General features: G+C 69.1%; 19 protein-coding genes. 13 read left to right on the top strand and 6 right to left on the bottom strand.

The annotated features are described in order from the left end of the window. The first annotated feature begins 6 nt into the window (after positions 1-6). From CY658_RS22700 to CY658_RS22715, 3 genes are all read left to right on the top strand, one after another. On the top strand, positions 7-960 hold the full coding sequence (locus CY658_RS22700; protein WP_101492323.1) for a sugar kinase: 954 nt from the start codon (positions 7-9) through the stop codon (positions 958-960). Beyond that, entirely contained in the window at positions 960-1,940 is a 981-nt protein-coding gene (locus tag CY658_RS22705; RefSeq protein ID WP_101492324.1) for a 2-hydroxyacid dehydrogenase, read from the top strand. The genes CY658_RS22700 and CY658_RS22705 overlap by 1 nt, the downstream gene beginning before the upstream one ends. Positions 1,941-2,253: 313 nt before the next feature. Further along, positions 2,254-3,282 (top strand): LacI family DNA-binding transcriptional regulator, encoded by a 1,029-nt coding sequence (locus CY658_RS22715; RefSeq protein ID WP_101492416.1) that lies wholly within the window; start codon positions 2,254-2,256, stop codon positions 3,280-3,282. On the opposite strand, the gene CY658_RS22720 is transcribed toward CY658_RS22715, so the two are convergent. Next, the gene (locus CY658_RS22720; RefSeq protein WP_101492325.1) at positions 3,248-4,909 is read right to left on the bottom strand and encodes a GMC family oxidoreductase; all 1,662 of its coding nucleotides are present in this window, start codon (positions 4,907-4,909) and stop codon (positions 3,248-3,250) included. The two genes, CY658_RS22715 and CY658_RS22720, sit on opposite strands and share 35 nt — an antisense overlap. A gap of 150 nt (positions 4,910-5,059) precedes the next feature. Between CY658_RS22720 and CY658_RS22725 the strand changes: the two genes are divergently transcribed. Next, positions 5,060-5,707: a response regulator transcription factor gene (locus CY658_RS22725; RefSeq protein ID WP_101492326.1), complete on the top strand. Its 648-nt coding sequence runs from the start codon at positions 5,060-5,062 to the stop codon at positions 5,705-5,707. A gap of 17 nt (positions 5,708-5,724) precedes the next feature. Here CY658_RS22725 and CY658_RS22730 read toward each other — a convergent pair whose 3' ends face one another. The 4 genes from CY658_RS22730 to CY658_RS22745 all read right to left on the bottom strand — a co-directional run bounded on the left by CY658_RS22730 (position 5,725) and on the right by CY658_RS22745 (position 10,823). Further along, a complete protein-coding gene (locus tag CY658_RS22730; RefSeq protein WP_101492327.1) occupies positions 5,725-6,819 on the bottom strand; it encodes an agmatine deiminase family protein in 1,095 nt (364 codons plus the stop codon). Positions 6,820-6,853: 34 nt separating this feature from the next. Continuing rightward, positions 6,854-7,900 carry an agmatine deiminase family protein gene (locus CY658_RS22735; RefSeq protein WP_257884964.1) on the bottom strand — a complete coding sequence of 349 codons (1,047 nt, stop codon included), beginning with the start codon at positions 7,898-7,900 and terminating at the stop codon, positions 6,854-6,856. A gap of 172 nt (positions 7,901-8,072) precedes the next feature. Further along, positions 8,073-8,984, bottom strand: a complete 912-nt coding sequence (locus tag CY658_RS22740; RefSeq protein WP_101492329.1) for a LysR family transcriptional regulator — start codon at positions 8,982-8,984, stop codon at positions 8,073-8,075. Positions 8,985-9,077: 93 nt separating this feature from the next. Further along, complete coding sequence (locus tag CY658_RS22745; RefSeq protein WP_101492330.1) at positions 9,078-10,823, bottom strand: ATP-binding response regulator; 1,746 nt, start codon at positions 10,821-10,823, stop codon at positions 9,078-9,080. A 359-nt stretch (positions 10,824-11,182) separates the two neighbouring features. On the opposite strand from CY658_RS22745, the gene CY658_RS22750 reads away from it, so the two are divergent. Genes CY658_RS22750 through CY658_RS22785 form a run of 8 tightly spaced genes read left to right on the top strand, consistent with a single transcriptional unit; the run spans position 11,183 to position 18,531 of the window. Then, positions 11,183-12,214: an ABC transporter substrate-binding protein gene (locus CY658_RS22750; protein ID WP_101492331.1), complete on the top strand. Its 1,032-nt coding sequence runs from the start codon at positions 11,183-11,185 to the stop codon at positions 12,212-12,214. Between the two features lie 4 nt (positions 12,215-12,218). Then, positions 12,219-13,013: an ABC transporter ATP-binding protein gene (locus CY658_RS22755; RefSeq protein WP_101492332.1), complete on the top strand. Its 795-nt coding sequence runs from the start codon at positions 12,219-12,221 to the stop codon at positions 13,011-13,013. Between the two features lie 10 nt (positions 13,014-13,023). Then, positions 13,024-13,872: an ABC transporter permease gene (locus CY658_RS22760; protein WP_101492333.1), complete on the top strand. Its 849-nt coding sequence runs from the start codon at positions 13,024-13,026 to the stop codon at positions 13,870-13,872. Between the two features lie 52 nt (positions 13,873-13,924). Further along, positions 13,925-15,307 carry an FAD-dependent oxidoreductase gene (locus CY658_RS22765; protein WP_101492334.1) on the top strand — a complete coding sequence of 461 codons (1,383 nt, stop codon included), beginning with the start codon at positions 13,925-13,927 and terminating at the stop codon, positions 15,305-15,307. Beyond that, positions 15,304-16,467 (top strand): CaiB/BaiF CoA transferase family protein, encoded by a 1,164-nt coding sequence (locus CY658_RS22770; protein WP_101492335.1) that lies wholly within the window; start codon positions 15,304-15,306, stop codon positions 16,465-16,467. Before CY658_RS22765 ends, CY658_RS22770 begins: the two co-directional genes overlap by 4 nt. Beyond that, entirely contained in the window at positions 16,464-17,240 is a 777-nt protein-coding gene (locus CY658_RS22775; protein ID WP_101492336.1) for an enoyl-CoA hydratase-related protein, read from the top strand. Before CY658_RS22770 ends, CY658_RS22775 begins: the two co-directional genes overlap by 4 nt. A gap of 19 nt (positions 17,241-17,259) precedes the next feature. Further along, positions 17,260-17,589, top strand: a complete 330-nt coding sequence (fdxA, locus tag CY658_RS22780) for a ferredoxin (RefSeq protein WP_101492337.1) — start codon at positions 17,260-17,262, stop codon at positions 17,587-17,589. A gap of 27 nt (positions 17,590-17,616) precedes the next feature. Next, complete coding sequence (locus tag CY658_RS22785) at positions 17,617-18,531, top strand: LysR family transcriptional regulator (protein WP_101492417.1); 915 nt, start codon at positions 17,617-17,619, stop codon at positions 18,529-18,531. Positions 18,532-18,556: 25 nt separating this feature from the next. On the opposite strand, the gene CY658_RS22790 is transcribed toward CY658_RS22785, so the two are convergent. Then, a complete protein-coding gene (locus CY658_RS22790) occupies positions 18,557-19,060 on the bottom strand; it encodes a hypothetical protein (RefSeq protein ID WP_101492338.1) in 504 nt (167 codons plus the stop codon). On the opposite strand from CY658_RS22790, the gene CY658_RS22795 reads away from it, so the two are divergent. Then, positions 19,053-19,895 (top strand): MurR/RpiR family transcriptional regulator, encoded by an 843-nt coding sequence (locus CY658_RS22795; protein ID WP_180839021.1) that lies wholly within the window; start codon positions 19,053-19,055, stop codon positions 19,893-19,895. The genes CY658_RS22790 and CY658_RS22795 overlap by 8 nt on opposite strands. Positions 19,896-19,899 lie beyond the last annotated feature (4 nt).

Here is a 19,899-nt window from a genome sequence, read left to right on the forward strand (position 1 = left end):
ACACACATGACGGAACCCACCGCTTTCGATGTCGCCTTGTTCGGCGAAGCCATGCTGCTGCTGGTGGCCGACCGGCCCGGCCCGCTGGAAGATGCCCAGTCGTTCCACAAGCGCACCGCCGGCGCCGAGACCAATGTGGCCATCGGCCTGTCGCGCCTCGGCCTCAAGGTCGGCTGGGCCAGCCGCCTGGGCACCGATTCGATGGGCCGCGCGTTGCTGGCCGCGATGCGCGCCGAATGCATCGACTGCTCACACGTGATCACCGACGCGACGCAGCGCACCGGCTTCCAGTTCAAGGGCCGCGTCACCGACGGCAGCGACCCGCCGATCGAATACCACCGCAAGGGCTCGGCCGCGAGCCACATGGGTCCGGCCGACGTCGACGAAGCCTGGCTGCGCTCGGCACGCCACCTGCATGCCACCGGCGTGTTCGCGGCCATCTCCGAGACCAGCCTGCAGGCTGCGCTCAAGACCATGGACGTGATGCGCGCGGCCGGCCGCACCATCTCGTTCGATACCAACCTGCGGCCCACGCTGTGGTCGTCCACCGAGACCATGCGCCACTGGGTGAACGAACTCGCGTCACGGGCCGACTGGGTGCTGCCCGGCATCGAAGAGGGCCTGCTGCTCACGGGCCACGACAAGCCCGAAGACGTCGCGAAGTTCTACCGCGAACGCGGCGCGAAGCTGGTCGTCGTCAAGCTCGGTGCCGCCGGCGCGTACTACGACAGCGACGTGGCTGGCACCGGCCATGTAGCCGGCTTCCCGGTGAAGGAAGTGATCGACACCGTGGGCGCGGGCGACGGCTTTGCCGCCGGCGTGGTGAGCGCGCTGCTCGAAGGCAAGAGCGTGCCCGACGCGGTGCGCCGCGGCGCCTGGATCGGCGCGCGCGCCGTGCAGGTGCTCGGCGACACCGAAGGCCTGCCGACGCGGGCGCAACTCGACGAGGCGGGGCTCTGATGACCAAGAAGAATGTGCTGGTGTTCCGGGCGCTGCCCGAAGACCAACTCGCGCGCCTGCAGGCCGCGCACCACGTCACCGTGGCCGATCCGCGCAAGGCGCCCGAGGCCTTTGCCGCTGCGCTCGCCACCGCGAACGGGCTGATCGGTTCGAGCTACAACGTCGACGCCGCGCTGCTGGATGCGGCGCCGCAGCTCGAAGTGATTTCGAGCGTGTCGGTCGGCCTCGACAACTACGCGCTGGCCGAACTGCACCAGCGCGGCATCGTGCTGTGCCACACGCCCGACGTGCTCACCGAGACGGTCGCCGACACGGTGTTCGCGATCCTCATGGCCACGCAGCGCCGCGTGGTGGAGCTGTCGAACCTCGTGCGCGAAGGTCGCTGGACGAAGAACATCGGCGAAGAATTCTTCGGCACCGACGTGCACGGCAAGACGCTGGGCATCCTCGGCTTCGGCCGCATCGGCCAGGCCGTGGCGCGTCGTGCCGCGCTGGGCTTCGGCATGCCGGTGCTGTACCACGCGCGCCGCCCGGTCGACCTGGCCACGCAGGCGCCCGAGTTGCAAGGCCGTGCCACGCACACGCCGCTCGATGATTTGCTCGCGCGCGCCGACATCGTGCTCGCGATGCTGCCGCTGACCGACGCCACGCGCGGCATGATCGACGCCGCTTTCTTCGCGCGCATGAAGCCGGGCGCCTCGTTCATCAACGGTGGCCGTGGCGCCACCGTGAACGAAGCCGCGCTGCTCGACGCGCTCGACCACGGCACCTTGCGCGCCGCCGGCCTCGACGTGTTCGCGAAGGAACCGCTGCCGGCCGAGTCGCCTCTGCGCATGCACCCGCGTGTGACGCCGCTGCCGCACATCGGCTCGGCCACGCACGAGACGCGGCATGCGATGGCCGAGCTGGCCACGACCAATCTGTTGCAGGTGCTGGCCGGCGAGAAGCCGACGGCGCCGTACGACACGGCAGGCGCATGAGACCGCCCATGTCTTTCTCCCTCCCCTCCCGGGGGAGGGCCGGGGTGGGGGCCAGCGGCGCATCCATCGAGCGCTCTGCCTGCCCCCATCCCAGCCTTCCCCCGGAAGGGGAAGGAGCAATACAGACACAGCGGCCGCGAAGGCCCGGACTGTCTTGCTCCCTCTCCCCTCGGGGAGAGGGCGGGGGTGAGGGCCGCGGCCGTCGCGCACGCACGGCCTGCATCAGTGCCGCTGGCCCTCACCCCAACCCTCTCCCCGAGGGGAGAGGGAGCCAATGCCGGCCACCGCGTTCCTCGCCTTTCGGGGGCAGACCATGAAACCCACAGGCCGCGCCACCATCGCCGACGTCGCTGAGGCCGCGGGCGTCTCCAAGGCCACCGTCTCGCGCTTCCTGAACCACCGCGAGCGCCTGCTGAGCCCCGACATCGCCACGCGCGTCGAGGCCGCCATCGCCAAGCTGGCGTACTCGCCCAGCCCGATGGCGCAGGCGCTGAGCCATGGCCGCTCGCGGCTCATCGGCCTGATCGTGGCCGATATCACCAACCCGTACTCCGTGGCCGTGCTGCGCGGCGCCGAGAAGGCCTGCCAGGACGCCGGCTACCTCGTGATGCTGTTCAACCTCGGCAACGAGAGCGAACGTGAGCGCGAGGCCATCAATGCGCTCGCGGGCTACCAGGTCGACGGCTTCATCCTCAACACGCTGGGGCGCGGCAGCAACGTGGTCGATGCGGTCACGCTGCACGGCAAGCCCGCCGTGCTGGTCGACCGCCGGCACACGGGCATGCACACCGACTTCGTCTCGCTCGACAACCACGCCGCGATGCGCGACACCTGCGGCCATCTGGTCGAGGGCGGCTACCGCGAGTTGCTGTACGTCACCGAGCCGCAGAAGGGCGTCAGCTCGCGGCGCGAGCGCACGGCCGCCTTCGGTGCTTGCGTGGCGGCGCACGAGCCGCGCGTGGCGGGCGAGGTCTTCGAATCGGTCGAGGGCGAGAACGACGCGCTCGACGAGGCCTTGCGCGCGCTGCGCCAGCGCGCCAAGCGCGGCCGCCGCGCGGCGGTGGTCGCGGGCAATGCCGTGGTCACGCTGCGCGTGGCACAGGCGATGGCGCGGCTCGACTGGCGCTTCGGCGCCGACCTGGGCTTCGTGGGCTTCGACGATCCCGAATGGGCTTCGCTCATCGGGCCGGGCCTGAGCACCGTGGCGCAACCGACCGACGAGATCGGCCGTGCCGCCGCCACCTGCCTCATCGAGCGCCTGCGCGGGCTCGACGCGGCGCCGCGTCAGCTGCTGCTGCCGGGCGAACTCATGGTGCGAGGCTCATCGACGGCACAGCCGTAGCGGGTTCCGCGAAGGCGTCAGGCCCGCGCATCCAGCCGGCCGCACGCTCCGCGATCATGACCGTCGGCGCGTTGGTGTTGCCGCCGATCAGCGTCGGCATCACCGAGGCATCGACCACGCGCAGGCCCGCGATGCCGTGCACGCGCAGCTGCGGATCGACCACCGCCATCGCATCGACGCCCATCTTGCAGGTGCCCACCGGGTGGTAGATGGTGTCGGCGCGCGCGCGGATGTGCTGTTCGAGCTGCGCGTCGGTGTGGGCGTCGGCGGTGTAGACCTCGCGGTGGCGGTACTTTTCGAGCGCGGGCGAACGCATGATCTCGCGCGTCTTCTTCACGCCCTGCAGCAGCAGTGCCATGTCTTCCGGGTCGGCCAGGAAGCGCGGATCGATGCGCGGTGCCGAGTCGGGGCTGGCGTCGGTCAGGCGCACGTCGCCCCGCCCCTTGGGGCGCAGCACGCACACGTGGCACGAGAAGCCGAAGCCCGCATGCAGCTTGCGTGCGTGGTCGTCGGTGATCGCGATCACGAAGTGCAGCTGCAGGTCGGGCCGGCGCAGCTCGGGCGATGACTTGATGAAAGCGCCGCCTTCCGCGAAAGGCGTAGCGACCAGGCCCGTGCCGTCGCGGCGCCACTGGCCGATGGCCTTCAGCAGCTGCAGCCCGCCGACCGGTCCGATGCCGAACATATCGGTCTGCTTCGACTTGTAGGCGACGATGAAGTCGCAGTGGTCCTGCAGGTTCTGCCCCACGCCGCGCAGCGCATGCCGCACCGCGATGCCGTGGCGCGCGAGTTCGTCGGGGTCGCCGATGCCCGAGAGCATCAGCAGCTGCGGCGAGTTGAAGGCGCCGCCGCACAGCGCCACCTCGCGGCGCGCGCGAATCGTCTCGACATTGCCGCCGCGCCGCACCTCGACACCCACCGCGCGCCGGTCTTCGAGCACCACGCGCAGGGCCTGCGTGCCGGTCAGCACCGAGAGGTTGGGGCGCTGGTCCATCACCGGGTGCAGGTAGGCCGCGGCGGCCGAGCAGCGCTCGCCGTTCTTTGGGCCGCCGTGGAACTGCGTGACCTGGTAGAGCCCCGCGCCTTCCTGCTCGGGGCCGTTGAAGTCGTCGTTGCGCGGAATGCCGCACTCGGCGGCCGCGCGCACGAAGGCCTCGCTGAGGGCGCGCGGGCTTTGCTGTTCCGCCACCTGCAGCGGGCCGTCGGCGCCGTGCAGCGCGCTCGCACCGCGCTGGTTGCCCTCGGCGCGCAGGAAGTGCGGCAGCACCTCGTCGAAGCTCCAGCCGGCGCAGCCTGAACGTGCCCAGTCGTCGTAGTCCTCGCGGTGGCCGCGCACGTAGAGCATGGCGTTGATGGCGCTGGAGCCGCCGAGGCAGCGCCCGCGCGGCTGGTAGCCGCGGCGCCCGTTCAGGCCGGGCTGCGGCACGGTCTGGTAGGCGTAGTTGTTGATGCGCGGGCGGCCTGGCAGCATCGCGACCACGGCGGCCGGCGCCCGCACGAGGATGCCGCGACCGTCGCCGCCGGCCTCGATCAGGCAGACCGTCACCGACGGGTCTTCGCTCAGGCGCGAGGCCAGCGTCGCGCCGCCCGAGCCGCCGCCCACGATCACGTAGTCGAATTCCGCCATGGCATCTGGTCCTTCTTGTCGTTGGATGTTCGGAGCGCCGATGCGCGCACCGGCATTGTGGCCAGCGACCCCGGGGTCGGGCCCAGCGGGTTTCCCCTGCTGGCCACGGGAAACCGTGGGCCAGGCGCAGGTTGCGGCCAGAATCGGTGCATGCCCGCCACCATCCTGCTGATCGACGACCATGCGATGTTCCGCGAGGGCCTGTTCCTCGCGCTGCGCGAGGCCGAGCCCTCGATGACCGTCGCCACGGCCCGCAACGGCGCCGAAGCGCTCGAAGCACTCGCCACCTTGCCCCGGCTCGATGCGGTGATGACCGACTACTACCTGCCCGACCTCGGCGGCGCGGCCCTGCTGGCCGAGCTGCACCGGCGGCGCAGCGGCCTGCGCATCCTGGTGCTGTCGGCCTCCGAAGATCCGCAGGACATCGACACCGCGCTCGACGCCGGCGCGCAGGGCTTCGTGCACAAGTCGGCCGACAGCCAGCAGCTCATGGACGCGCTGCGCCGCGTCATGGCGGGCGAGCAGAACGTGGTGCAGGCCTCGCCGGCGGGCGCTGCCATGCTGCCCGTGCTGTCGACGCCGACCGATGCGCTGAGCACGCTCACGGGGCGGCAGTCCGAGGTGCTGCAGCTCTTGTGCGAAGGGCTGCGCAACGCCGAGATTGCGCTGCGCCTGGCCACCAGTGAGAAGACGATCAAGGCGCACATCTCGGCGATCTTCGGCGCGCTCGGCGTGACGAGCCGCACGCAGGCCGTGATTGCGGCGCGCCGCGCGGGGATGCTCGGGCGCCCGCGCTAGCTAGCGCCGCAATGCAATCAACGCGGCTGCTGCTGCGTCGTGCAGTGGATGCCACCGCCACCGGCGGCAATGGCGTCGATGTCGAGCTGCACCACCTCCCGCTTCGGGAACAGCTCGCGCAGCAGCGCGCGGGCGTTGCCGTCGGCACGCGCATCGCCGAACTGCGGCGCAATGACCGCACCGTTGCAGACGTAGAAGTTGATGTAGCCCGCCGCGAACTCGTCCGACTCGAAGGTGCTGCGCACCGTCTCCGGGCCGCGCAGCACTTCCACGCGCAGGCGCTGCCCGCGCGCATCGGTGGCCTGGCGCAGGATCTCCAGGTGGCGCCGGGTCACGGCGTGGTCGTAGGAATCGGGGTCGTCGTCCAGGCCCGCGACCACCACGCCCGGCGCGGCAAAGCGCGCATAGAAATCGGTGTGACCGTCGGTGATGTCGCGGCCCGCGATGCCGGGCAGCCAGATGATCTTGCGCAGGCCCAGCAGGCGCTTCAGCTCGGCTTCGCAGGCGTCCTTGCGCAGGCCGGGGTTGCGGTTGGCATTGAGCACGCAGCTCTCGTTGATGATGGCTGTGCCCGCGCCGTCGACCTCGATGCCGCCGCCTTCGAGCACGAGCCGCGTGCGCAGGCGCTGCACCTCGGCGGCGTCGGTCACGTATTCGGCCACCCCGGCGTCGCGCGCATGCGATTGCTTGTTGCCCCAGCCGTTGAAGTTGAAGTCGACGCCGGCCCACTCGCCCGCGCCGTTGCGCACGAACACCGGGCCGGTGTCGCGCATCCAGAGGTCGTCGACCGGCTGCACCTCGAGCGTCACGCGGTTGCCGCACAGCCGCGCCGCCAGGTCGTGCTCCTGCTCGCGCACCAGCAGGTGCACGGGCTCGAAGGCGGCGATGGTGCGTGCGATCTGCGCCAGGTGCTCGCGCGCCGGCTTCAGCAGGCGCCGTCCCCAGACGCGCTCGCTGGGGCCGAAGGACATCCAGGTGGCGCGGTGCGCATCGCCTTCGTCGGGCATGTGCCAGGTATCGGGTGTCGCGGCCGTGGCGACCAGGCCCAACGAGGCCAGGGGCGCCAGGCCCATGCCGTGCAGCAGGCGGCGGCGGGTCAAGGGAAGGTGCATGTCGGTCTCCGCAATGAAGGGCAGGGGCGCGGCGTCACGCCGGTTCCTGTTGCGTCGTGCAGTGGATGCCGCCGCCGCCCGCGGCGATGGCGTCGATGTCCAGCTGCACGAACTGGTGGCTGGGCAGGTGCGCGGCCAGTGCGGCGCGGGCTGCGTTGTCGGCCACGGCGTCGCCGAACTCGGGCAGGAACACCGCCTTGTCGGTGAGCAGGAAGTTGACGTAGCCGGCTGCGAACTCCTTGCGTGCGTAGGTGGGGCGCACCTGGCTCGGCGTCTTCAGCGTGACGATCTGCAAGGGGCGGCCGCGTGCATCGGTGGCGCCGGTCAGCAGCTCCAGGTGGCGGCGCGTCACGGCGTGGTCGTACGAATTTGGGTCGGTGTCGAGTGCCGCCACGACCACGCCGGGCTTGAGAAAGCGGGCGTAGAAGTCGGTGTGGCCGTCGGTGATGTCGCGGCCCGCGATGCCGGGCAGCCAGATGATCTTGTCCAGCCCCAGCATGCGCTTGAGTTCGACCTCTGCATCGGCCTTGCTGACGCCCGGGTTGCGGTTGGTGTTGAGCACGCAACTCTCCGTGACGATCGCCGTGCCTTGCCCATCGACCTCGATGCCGCCGCCTTCCATCACCAGGCTGCTGCGCAACAGCGGCACGCCCGTGAGTTCGGCCATGCGCGCCGCCACCGTGGCGTCGCGTGCATGGGTCTGCTGGTTGCCCCAGCCGTTGAAGTTGAAGCTCACGGCGGCGCGCTCGCCGCGGGCGTTGCGCACGAAGACGCAGCCCGTGTCGCGCATCCAGAGGTCGTCGATGGCGTGTTCGATCAGGTGCACGTTGGAGCCGCAGAGTTGGCGGGCCGTGGAAACATCCGCGGGGTTCACCAGCATCTTGACCGGTTCGTAGACGCTGATGGCATTGGCGATGCGCGCTAGCGCCTGAAACACCGGCTGGCGCATCTCGGCCGTCCAGATGGATTCGCGCGCCGCAAAGGCCATCCACACGGCGCGGTGGGCGTCGCCTTCGTCGGGCATGCGCCAGCCGGACGCGGGCGCCGGGGCCGGGGCGGGAGCCGGCGAAGGGGTGGGCATGGGCACGGGGAAGGGCGGCAGCATGCCACTGCCGCCACCACCGCCGCCGCCACAAGCGGTCACGAATCCACCAAAAAGGCCCAGGCCGCTCAGGCCGAGAAGAGTGCGTCGCGTTGTCATTCGAATCAGGGTTACTACTAGGAAGCCTTGGATTCTGTCGACGCCTATCTATCTACACAATTGATGTCTTTTCACCAGATTGATCGATCTGGCTCATGCCATTGGCATCTTCCTGCGCAAACAGCCGCAGGCTGTCGAACACCTCCCGCACCAGCGGCAGGCGTGACGGGCCCTCGGTGCGCGAGATCCAGAGGGTGCCCAGCGGCAGGCTCGGGCTGTCCGCCAACTGTCGCAATTGCCCCGTGCGCAAGGCGTCGTCGGCCAGCAGGCGCGACACCAGCGCGATGCCCCGGCCGCGCAGCGCTGCGTCGAGCACCAGGCGTGGGTCGTCGTAGATCGCGGCCTTGCGCAGGCCGCCGAAATGCGCGCGGATGAAGGGGCCGATGCGGTCGCTCGTGAGGTCTTCTTCGAGGCACAGCAGGCCGAGGTTGGCATCTTCTTTCTGTGCGGGCGGGCCGACGGCCACGAGTTCGTCGGTGAGCAGCGGCACCTCGAACACGCCCTCTTGCCGCAGCGGTTCGCGCGTGATCGCGATGTCCACGTCGAGCTCGTCGATGAAGCGCGCGCTTTCGTCGACCGAGATGATCGGGCACAGCTCGGGGTGCGCCTGCAGCAGCCGATCGACACGCGGCTGCAGCCAGCCGCTGGCTACCGGCGCGGGACACACCAGCGTGACGAGGCGGTCGTCCATGTAGGTTTCGATGCGCGCCAGCCCGTTGCGGATGTGCTCGAGCGACTTGCCCACGCTGTCCAGCAGCAGGCTGCCCGCCACCGTCAGCTCCACGCCGCGCCCCTTGCGCCGGAACAGCGGCTGGCCGACCTGCTGCTCGAGCTGCGAAATCTGATGGCTCACGGCGGACTGCGAGACGAACAGCTCTTCCGCCGCGCGCGAGTAATTGCCCAGGCGCGCCGCCGCCTCGAAGCCGATGAGGAACTTGAAAGAGGGCAGCCGGGCGTTGGACATATGAATGGCGTCGATGGGTTTAGCGGGAAATGTCGCTGTTCCATCGACGGAATTCAAGCGTGACGCGCGAGCCCGCAGTTCGCGGTGCCGACGTCAGCCAGCAATCAACTGCGACACCGTCGCCTGCAACTGCGCCGGGTCCACCGGCTTGTGCAGCATCTGCCAGCCGCGCGCCGCCACGTCGCTCAGGCGCCGCGGATCGGTGTCGCCGCTCACGATCAGCGCGGGAATGCCGTCGTCGTTGTAGTCCTCATGCAGGCGGTCGACCACATCGATGCCGGTTTCGCCGGCGCGCAGGCGGTAGTCGCTGATGATGAGCGCCGGCTTGCCGGCCTGGCGTGCGGCGAGCGCCAGCAGCTCATCGCCGCTTTCGGCCGCGATCACGCGCAGGCCCCAGCTTTCGAGCAGCAGCTGCAGGCCGTAGCGGCTTTCTCCGTCGTCCTCGGCCACGAGCACGAGGCGGCCGGTGTCGGCCGGCAACGGCGGGGGCGGCGCTTCGGGCGCGGGCAGCGCCTGCCGCGCCAGCGGCACCGTCACCGCGAACACCGTGCCCCGGCCCACGCGCGAGCGCAGCGCCAGCGGATGGCCGAGCAGCGCGGCGGTGCGCCGCACGATGGCCAGGCCCAGGCCCAGCCCCTTGGTGCGGTCGCGCTCGGGGTTGCCGAGCTGGTGGAACTCCCAGAACACCTGCTCCTGCTCGGTGGGCGGAATGCCGACGCCGGTGTCCCACACCTCGATGCGCAGCGCGTCGGCGCCCGCGCGGCGGCAGCCGATGAGCACGCCACCGCGCGCCGTGTAGCGGATCGCGTTCTCCACCAGGTTGCGCAGCACGCGGTCGAGCAGTGCGGGGTCGGAGTGCACCACGGCATCGACTGGGCGCAAGCGCAGCGACAGTGACTTGCCCGCCGCCTGCGGCGCGAACTCCAGCACGATCTGGTCGAGCAGGCCGGCCAGCGCAAACGGCCGCGCCTTCACGCGCACCACGCCCGCATCGAGCCGCGAGACATTGAGCAGCCCTTCGAACAGCAGCCCCATCGCAGCGGCGGCGCGGCCGATGCTGTCGACGAGGTGCCGGCTCGCTGCCGGCAGCGCCTGCCCGCGCAGCACGCCCACGAACAGGCTCAGCGCATGCACCGGCTGGCGCAGGTCGTGGCTGGCGGCGGCGAGGAAGCGCGACTTGGCCAGGTCGCTGCGCTCGGCCGCGTCTTTCTCGAGGCGCAGCTGCCGCAGCAGGTAGAGGTTTTCAAAACGCAGCTCGAGCGAATCGACCTGCGTGCGGTACATGCGCTGCGCGAAGGCCAGCGTGACGAACAGGTAGAGCACGCCGGCCGCCGACATCACGCGCAGCAGCACGTCGTCGAGCGTGGCCATCGCGAGGATCGCGGGCGCGAAGTACGTCACCTGGAAACCGTAGAGCAGCCCCAGGTCGATGCAGTACGCGTAGATCGCGCCCGTGCCCATGGTGAGCATCGCCACCACGATGAACATCTGCTGCGGCAGAGCGACCTGCAGCATCCACCCCGCGAGCGGCAACCCCCACAGCAACCCGCCGAGCACCGCGCCGACCATGGCACCGCGCTGCCAGCGCCGCAGCGCGGCCGTATCGTGCTCGGCCAAGCGGTAGCGCGCCACCTGCCAGGCACGCGCCGCCGTCAGCGCCGTGTTGGCGCCGACCCAGGCGAGCAACTGCTCGTGTGCGACGGCGCCCCACAGCGCCACGACGACCAGCCCCGCCGTGAGCATCACGCCGAGCAGCGAGAACGGAAAGTTGCGTCGCAAGGCGGCCATGCGCGCGGCAAAGACGGGGTCGGCGGGCGTCGTGGGTGGGGTGGCGCTCATCGGTGGGGCGGAGTGGCGGGGAGGTGAAGGGCAGGGCAGTCGGTGCACGCAAGTTAGGGCATCGCGTGGGGCCTGTCATGAGACTTTAGTCCAAGGCCCGTGGGGGCCGTGCCCGGGCCGCGCCTGGACCTAAGGTTTTCCCGAAGAGGGTGCATGCGCTGCGCATCGGATGCACGGCCGTGTCATTGGAGGGGCGCGAAGGAGACCTATTTTTTAGTTCACCCGTTGCGAAAAACGATGCTTGGTGCGCTCACGCCGCACTTCTACATTCGCCTCGCTGGCCCTCGGTGTCTCGCACCACCGGTCGGCCCACACGCCGAATGACTCCACCTCATCGCATCGAAGAAAAGGAATCCGCCATGGCCAATCTCCGGGACCCCGGTCGCCGAAGTCTCCTCAAGACGTCCCTCATCGCCGGCGGACTTTCCGCGGGTGGCCTGCTGTCGGTCGATGCCTTCGCGCAGGGCAAGGCACGCATCAACATGCAGTTGGGCTGGATCGTCGGGGTCAACCAGATCGGCGAAGTGGTCGCGAAGCGCATGGGCTTCTACGAGCAGGAAGGCATCGACTTCGCGATCCAGCCGGGCGGCCCCAACATCGACGGCGTGGCCATCATCGCGTCGGGCCGCTACGAAGTGGGGCAGGTGTCGTCGAGCCCGTCGATCATGCTGGCCGTGTCGCAGGGCTTGCCGATCAAGTGCTTCGCGGCCGGCGCGCAAAAGCACCCGTACACCTACTTCTCGCTCGCCAAGAATCCGGTGCGCAAGCCGGCCGACCTCATCGGCAAGCGCGTGGGCATTCCGTCGACCGCGGCCATCCTGCTGCGCGCGCTGCTGGCCAAGAACAAGATCCTCGAGAAGGACGTGAAGGTGGTCTCCGTCGGCGCCGACATGACGCCGCTGCTCACCGGGCAGGTCGATGTGGTCACGGGCTGGCTCACGAGCACCACCGCCATCAAGGTGCTGGGCCCCGACCGTGTCGAGATGACGCTGTGGGACGCCGGCGTGCGGCTGTATGCGCTGCCTTACTACGCATCGACCAAGACACTGGAAACGCAGCCGAAGATCATCGAGGCCTTCCTGCGCGCCACCGCCAAGGGCTGGCAGCATGTGCGCGCCAACCGCGACCAGGCGGTGGACATGCTGGTCAAGGAGTACCCCAACCTCAAGCGCGAAGACGAGCGCGTCGCGGTCGACGTGATGCTCGACTACTCTTTCGGCGGCGCCGCGCAGACCCAGGGCTGGGGCGCGATGGACCCGGCCGTGTGGCAGGAGCAGATCACCACCTATTCGGAGCTGGGCCAGTTCACCGCGCGCACGCCGAAGGTCGAGGACGTGATCTCGCTCGATGCGCTCAAGGCCACCGCGGCCGCGCGTGCAGGGAAGGCCTGACGCGATGGCCGCCGTTCTCAACGCGCCACCGGCTTCTGCACCAGCCATCGCTTGCCGCGACATCGGCGTGCGCTTCTTCACCGAGCGCCGCGACGTCACCGCCATCGGAAGCCTCGACCTCGACGTGGCGCAGGGCGAGTTCCTGACCCTGCTCGGCCCTTCGGGTTGCGGCAAGTCGACCTTTCTTCGCGTGGTGGCCGACCTGCTGCAGCCCAGCCGCGGCCGCATCGAGGTGCTGTCTTCCACGCCGCAGGCCGCACGCAAGAACCGCGACATCGGCTTTGTCTTTCAAGATGCGGCGTTGTTGCCGTGGCGCACGGCATTGCAGAACGTCGAGCTGCCGCTGCAGGTCGGTGGTGGCGCGAGCCGCAAGGGCCGCCGCTCGCCGCAGGAACTGCTCGAACTGGTGGGTCTGAAAGACCGCCTGGGCGCGTTCCCGCACGAGATGTCGGGCGGCCAGCGCCAGCGCGTGTCGATTGCGCGCGCGCTTGCGAGCGACCCGAAGATCCTGCTGATGGACGAGCCCTTCGGCGCGCTCGACGAGATCACGCGCGACCGGCTCAACGAAGAAATTCTTCGCGTGTGGCGCGAGACCGGCGTGACGATTCTGTTCGTCACGCACAGCATCCACGAGGCCGCCTTTCTGGGCCAGCGCGTGCTGATGCTCGCCGCCAACCCGGGCCGCGTGCGCGAGATCGTGCCCGTCGAGCTGCCGGCCGACCGCACGCTCGAAATGCGCGAGACCCCCGAATTCGTTCGCCTCACGAGCCATCTGCGCCGTGTGCTCGAAACCTGCTGAGGCCGATGCCATGAACACCCGTTCCTTCGACTCCGCCGTGCCCGGCGCCTTTGCCGCACCGGCCGATCCCGAATACATCGCCTGGGCCGCCGCGCGCCAGCGCCGCCTGTGGCGACGCCGCATCCTGCCGGCGCTCGGCATCGTCGGCCTGGTCTTCCTGTGGTGGGCCGTGATCGTCGTGTTCGACGTCAAGCCCTTCATCGCGCCCACGCCCTGGGCCGTGCTGGAGACGCTCTACGCCAAGCGCGACGTGCTGCTCGACAACCTGCTGCCCACCGCCATGGAGGCGGCCGGTGGCTTCGTGCTCGGCAACCTCGCGGCCATCGCCATCGCAACGGTCTTCGTGCACAACAAGACGCTGCAGGACATCTTCTTTCCGGTGGTGCTGATGTTCAACGCCGTGCCGCTGGTCGCCAAGGCGCCGGTGCTCGTGCTGATCATGGGCAACGGCATGGAGCCCAAGATCACCATCGCGGCGCTGGTGTGCTTCTTTCCGACGCTGGTGAACATGGTGCGCGGGCTGGAGTCGGTCAACCCGCAGGCGATGGAGCTGATGCGCGTGCTGTCGGCCAGCAAGACCGAGATCTTCTTCCGGTTGCGCCTGCTGAATGCATTGCCTTACCTGTTCTCGGCCCTGCGCATCGCGGCGTCGATGTGCGTCATCGGTGCGGTGGTGGGCGAGTGGGTCGGTGCCACGGTGGGCATCGGCGCCATGATTTTGCAGGCCACCTTCAACTTCGATTCGCCGCTGCTCTACGCCGCGATCGTCATGAGCGCCACGCTCTCGGGCCTGTTCTTCCTGCTGGTGACGCTGGCCGAGCGCTGGGTCATCCGCTGGCAACCGGAAGCCGCCCCGTGATCCCTCGGGCGCATTTCAAACACACATCCCAACACATCAACAGGAGAGTTCTATGAGCCGTATTGGCGACTGGATGCAGGAGCCCGCGCACGACGTGCGCGTGGCAGCCGAATCGGACGTGGTGGTGGTCGGTGGCGGCCCCGCGGGGCAGGCCGCTGCGTTGGCCGCCGCGCGCAACGGCGCCAGCGTGACCTTGCTGGAGCGCTACAACCACCTGGGCGGCCTGGCCTCGGGCGGCATGGTGCTGGTGCTCGACGACATGTGGGACAGTCACCAGCAGGAAATTTCGGTGCGCGGCATCTGCCTGGAAATGATCGAGCGCATGTCGGCGCTGGGCCTGGCCGAGTACCCGCGCCAGCAGGACTGGGGCACGCTGCCCGAATCGGTACGGCGCTGGAAGCGCTGGGGCACCTACGACTTCCACAGCAAGGAAAAGCCGCACCCCATCTGCTTTGCCGCTGCCTTCGATCCCGATGCGTGGAAGCGCACCTCGCTCGAGATGGTGCAGCAGGCCGGCATCGAGCTGCGCCTGCACTCGTGGTTCTCGCGCACGCTGGTGGAGGACGGCAACGTCAAGGGCGTGGTCTGCGAAACCAAGGGCGGGCGCGAAGCCATCCTGGGCAAGGTGGTGATCGACACCACCGGCGACCTCGATGTGGCCGCCTCGGCCGGCGCGCCGCACATCAGCGGCAGCTACATCGTGACCACCGTGTTCCGCCTCGGCGCGGTCGACACCGACGAAGCCGAGCGCTTCGAGCGCGAAGAGCCCGTGGCCTGGCAAGCGCTGGACCGCGAGGTCAAGCACATGCTCGGCGGTGCCTGGGATGCGTGGTGGCTCAAGACGCCGCTGCCCGGCGTGGTGTGGTGCAACTGCCCGCACATGCCGGGGCTCGACGGCCTGAAGGTCAGCGACCTCACGCGCGCCGAAGTGCAGGGCCGCGCCACCATCCACAAGGTGATCGAGTTCGTGCGCGCCAAGCTGCCTGGTTTTTCGAAGTGCACGCTGATCGACATGGCGCCGCAGACCGGCATCCGCCAGACCCGCCTGCTCGAAGGCGCCTACGTGATGACCAAGGAAGACGTGGCCCAGCGCACGCGCTTCGACGACAGCGTGGCGCGCGGCCGCGACTACTACTACCCGTACCGCACGCTGCTGCCGCGCAGCGTCGAGAACCTGCTGGTGGCCGGCCGCCACTACTCGGCCACCTCGGCCGCGCAGAAGATCTCTCGCGAAATCCCGCCCTGCATGGCGATGGGCGAGGCCACCGGCACTGCCGCGGCGCTGGCGCTGAATGCCGGCGTGTCGGTGCGCGATGTCGATGTGGCCACGCTGCAGAAAACGCTGCGCGCGCAGGGCGCCGACCCCGGCGACCAGAAGGGACCGAACGCCGACGTGCCCGCCATCGCGCGTTCGTTCAACAAGGAGGCCGCATGAGCACCGGCGCACTGCCGCTCGACGGCATCCGCGTGATCGACTTCACGCAGGTCATGATGGGCCCGGTCTGCACGCAGATGCTGGCCGACCATGGGGCAGACGTCATCAAGGTCGAGCGCAAGGGCGCGGGCGACCTGAGTCGCTCGACCTTCGCGCCTGTGGCTGGCAACGACAACCCGATCTTCTGCAGCCTGAACCGCAACAAGCGCAGCGTCGAGATCGACCTGCGCGACGCGGACCAGATGGAGCTGGTGAAGGCGCTGATTGCCGGCGCCGACGTGGTCACCAACAACTTCCGCGCCGGCGTGATGGAGCGGCTGGGGCTGGGCTACGAAGACTGCAAGCGCCTGAACCCGCGCATCATCTACGCGGTGGGCACCGGTTTCGGCGAGACCGGCCCCTACGCCCACAAGGGTGGACAGGACGTGCTGGCGCAGGCACTCACCGGCGTGATGGCGCGCCGCGCCGACGCCTCGGTGCCGGTGTCGATCTACCCGACTGCGCTGGCCGACTACACCGCCGGCATGCACATGGTGCAAGGCATTCTGCTGGCGCTGCTGCAGCGCGAGCGCACCGGCGAAGGCCAGAAGATTTCGGTGTCGCTCTACAACTCCATGCTCGCGATGCAGATGCAGGAAGCGGCCATGGTCATGATGGAAGACTCCGAAGTGAACTGGGCCGCGATGCCGCTGTCGGGCGTGTTCGACACGCAGACCGGGCCGCTGGTGCTGGTGGGCGCCTTCAAGGCCAACCCGCTGCGCGACATCTGCACGGCGCTGGGCATCGACGACCTGTCGGCCGATGCGCGCTTCTCGGGCATGGCGGCGCAGTTCGCCCACAAGGCCGAGCTGCATGCGATCTTCCGCGAGCGCTTTGCCAGCAACACGCGCGACCACTGGCTGGCAAAGCTCGAGGAACAAGACCTGCTCTCGGCCCCCGTGCGCGACATGCGCGAGGCGCTGGTCGATCCGCAGACGCTGCACAACGCGATGATTCTCGAAGGCGATGCGTCGTCGAGCCGTCCGCTCAAATTCATCGCCAGCCCGATCCAGATGTCGGGCGCCAAGGCCGGCCTGCGGCGCGAACCGCCCAGGCTCGGGCAGCACACCGAAGAAGTGCTGGCGGAAGCGCGCGCGCTGATCGAGGAGGCCGACGCATGAGTGTTCTCTACGACGTCGTCGACCATGTCGCCACGGTCACCATCGACCGGCCCGAGGTGCTCAATGCGGTCGACCTGCCGACCGAGGTCGAGCTGCAGCGCATCTGGACCGACATCGAATCGCGCGACGACATCCGCGCGGTGGTGCTCACCGGTGCGGGCGAGCGCTCGTTCTGCGCGGGTGCCGACCTGAAGAACACCTCGAACCTGAAAGGCGTCGAGTACTGGGCCGCAGCCCGCGCCGGCGGCTTCGGCGGCATCGCGCTGCGCGAGACGCTGGACGTGCCGGTGATCGCGCGCGTCAACGGCCTGGCGCTCGGCGGCGGCTTCGAGATGGTGCTGGGCTGCGACATCGTGGTGGCCTGCGAAGAAGCCAGCTTCGGCCTGCCCGAACCGCTGGTGGGGCGCCTGCCGCTGGACGGCGGCATGCTGCTGCTGCAGCGGCAGATTCCCTACCGCCAGGCCATGGGCATGATGCTCACCGGCCAGCGCGTGAAGGCGCAGCGCGCGCTCGAGATGGGCCTGGTCAACGAGGTGGTGCCGCGCGCCGAGCTCGACATCGCCGTCCACCGCTGGGTGCAGCAGATGCTGGCCTGCGCGCCGCTGTCGCTCAAGGCCATCAAGCAGGTGGTGCGGCGCACCGGCACGCTGGCGCCGGCCGACGCGCACCGCATGCGGCTGCCGGCGCTGGTCGCGGCGCTGCAGTCCGAAGACGCCAACGAAGGCGTGCTGGCGTTCCAGCAGAAACGCAAGCCGCAGTGGCTGGGCCGCTAGGCACCCGGCCCTTCATGCCATGGCCTACGTCATTACCGCTGCCTGCATCGACGTCAAGGACGGTGCCTGCGTCAAGTGCTGTCCGGTGGACTGCATCTACGAAGGCGAGCGCACTCTGTACATTCACCCGGATGAATGCATCGACTGCGGCGTTTGCGTGTCTGCCTGTCCCACCCAGGCCATCTACGAAGACCTTCGGCTGCCGCCCGAAATGGAACACTTCACGGCCATCAACCGCGAATTTTTCGCGGCCAATGTCAGCGGGCTCGGCTCGCCCGGCGGCGCCGACGCGAAGCGCGTGGCCTGCGACCATCCGGCCGTTGCCGCGTTTCCGCAAGCACCGGGCTGAGCCCGCGTTGCGCGGGAGGGCCGGTTGATGCACGCCAGCATCCTCAAGTACTTCATCGAGGTCGCGAGCTGCGGCTCGGTGCGCAAGGCCTCGGAGCGGCTCTACGTGGCGGCCAGCGCCGTCAACCGCCAGATCCACAAGCTCGAAGACGAGCTGGGCGTGGAACTGTTCGACCGCATGCCCAACGGCCTGCGGCTCAATGCGGCGGGCGAGCGGCTGCTCAAGCACGCGCAGGAAACGCTGCACCAGTACCAGGTGATGCGCACCGAGCTCGATGCGCTGAAGGGCGAGCGCACCGGTCACGTGAAGGTGGCGGCCATGGACTCCTTCTTCGAAGAGATGCTGCCCTCGGCGGTGGAAGATTTTCTGCAGGTGTTCCCGGCCGTCACGTACACCATCACCGCGGTGCAGCCGATGGACGTGCCGCAGATGGTGATGTCGGGGCAGGTCGACGTGGGCATGACCTTCGTGAGCCGTCTGCCGGGTGGCGTGGCCGCGGTGGCGCTGGCCAACCTGCCGATCGGCGTGGTGATGCCGCCGGGCCATCCGCTGGCCAACCACGCCAGCGTGTCGCTGAAGGAGTGCGCGCGCTACCCGTTCCTGCGCTCCAGTTCGCACCCGGTCATCAGCGCCGGGCTGTCGCCCGAGTTCGCGGCGTTCTGGGACGACATGGAGCCGGCTGCCACCTGCAATTCGACGCCGATGCTCAAGCGGCTGATCATGGCGGGCAAGGGCATTTCGTGCTTCTCGAAGATCGCCTTCATCGAAGACCTGAAGCGCGGCGACCTGATCTGGCGGCCCTTCGAGCTGCCTGCGCTCGACCAGTTGCAGGTCGGCATCGTGGTGCCGTCGCAGCGCGTGCTGCCGCATGTCACGCAGAACTTTGTCGGCCGCATGGCGCGGCGGCTGACCCAGCTGGAGATTGCCGCCGCTGCCGTGTGAATGCGGTGGCGCGGGCGGCTTTGTTCTATTTGCCTTCCAGGATGCCGGCGGTCCGGCACAGCGCTTCGGTCAGGAGCACGGTGTCGCGGCCGGCTTTCTGGCTCGAGACCACGAAGGCGTTGCTGTCGTTGAACAGGCGATAGGCCATGGCCGACTCCGGGGACGGTTGCTTGCCCGTCTGTCGTGCCTCTTCGGCGAGCGCCTGGCGGAACGTGATCAACCGCGAGTCCGGGTGCTGCCTGCGCAAAGCTTCGAAGACCTCACGCGGCGTGGAGCGGTCCGTCAGCGACGGAAAGACCTCGCGCAATTCCGCGAGCGGCACGCAGCCCGATTCGCGGCTCATGACGAACCACCTCGGTTCCGCCGCATGGCTCGGCATCGCGTGCGCTGCAATGAACAGGGTGGCCAGGGCGACGAAGGTGCGGGATGCTGCGATCAAGGCCGGAATCTCCAGGAAAGGGGCGGGACGCACATTCTGCTGCGGGCCGTGCATGGCATCATCGTGCGCCACTCCCACCCGCATGCCCATGTCCGCCGATTCCTTCGTCCGCCGCGTTCGCAGCCAGCTCGACCAGTTGTCCGCGACCGAACGCCAGCTTGCCGATTTCGTCCTGGAATTTCCCGGCGAGCTGGCCAGCTACGCGGGCAACGAACTGGCGGAGCTTGCGGGCGTGTCGCCCTCTACGGTGAGCCGCTTCATCCGGCGCATCGGCTACGAGAACTACGAGGAAGCCCGGCGCCAGGTGCGCGAAGAAAAGCAGACGGGCTCGCCGCTGTTCCAGAACGCGACCGAAGCCTCGAAGCGCGGCCACCTCGTGGCCACGCACTTCCAGCAGTCGCAGGCCAACCTGGCGAGTACCTTCGAGCGCCTGAGCGACAAGCAGATGGCCGAGATCGTGAAGGCGATCATCGGCGCGGGGCAGGTGCTGATCTTCGGCACGCGCAGCAGCCACGCGTTCGCGCTGTACCTGCGCTGGCAGATCATCCAGGTGGTGCCGCGCGTCACGGCCATTCCGGGCCCCGGCGAAACGCTGGCCGAGCACTTGGCGGGGCTGGGCGAACGCGACTGCGTGATCGTGTTCGGCACGCGCCGCCAGACGCGCCAGCTCGACACGCTGCTCGCAGGCGCGCAGCGCGTCGGCGCGAAGATCGTCTACATCAGCGACCGCGCCTCGCCCGATTTCGCGGGCGCCACGTGGTCGCTTCAATGCGACTGCCGCGGCCCGGGGCTGCTCGACAACCACGCGGCCGTGATGGGCGTGTGCGACCTGATCGCCACGATGGTGATCGAGGCTGCGGGCTCGGCCGGCCGCAAGCGGCTGGCGGCGATCGAGCTGGGGCACGAGGAAAACGACGAGCTTTAAGAGG

The sequence above is a fragment of the Variovorax sp. RO1 genome (assembly GCF_002849325.1).
Classification (GTDB): domain Bacteria; phylum Pseudomonadota; class Gammaproteobacteria; order Burkholderiales; family Burkholderiaceae_C; genus Variovorax.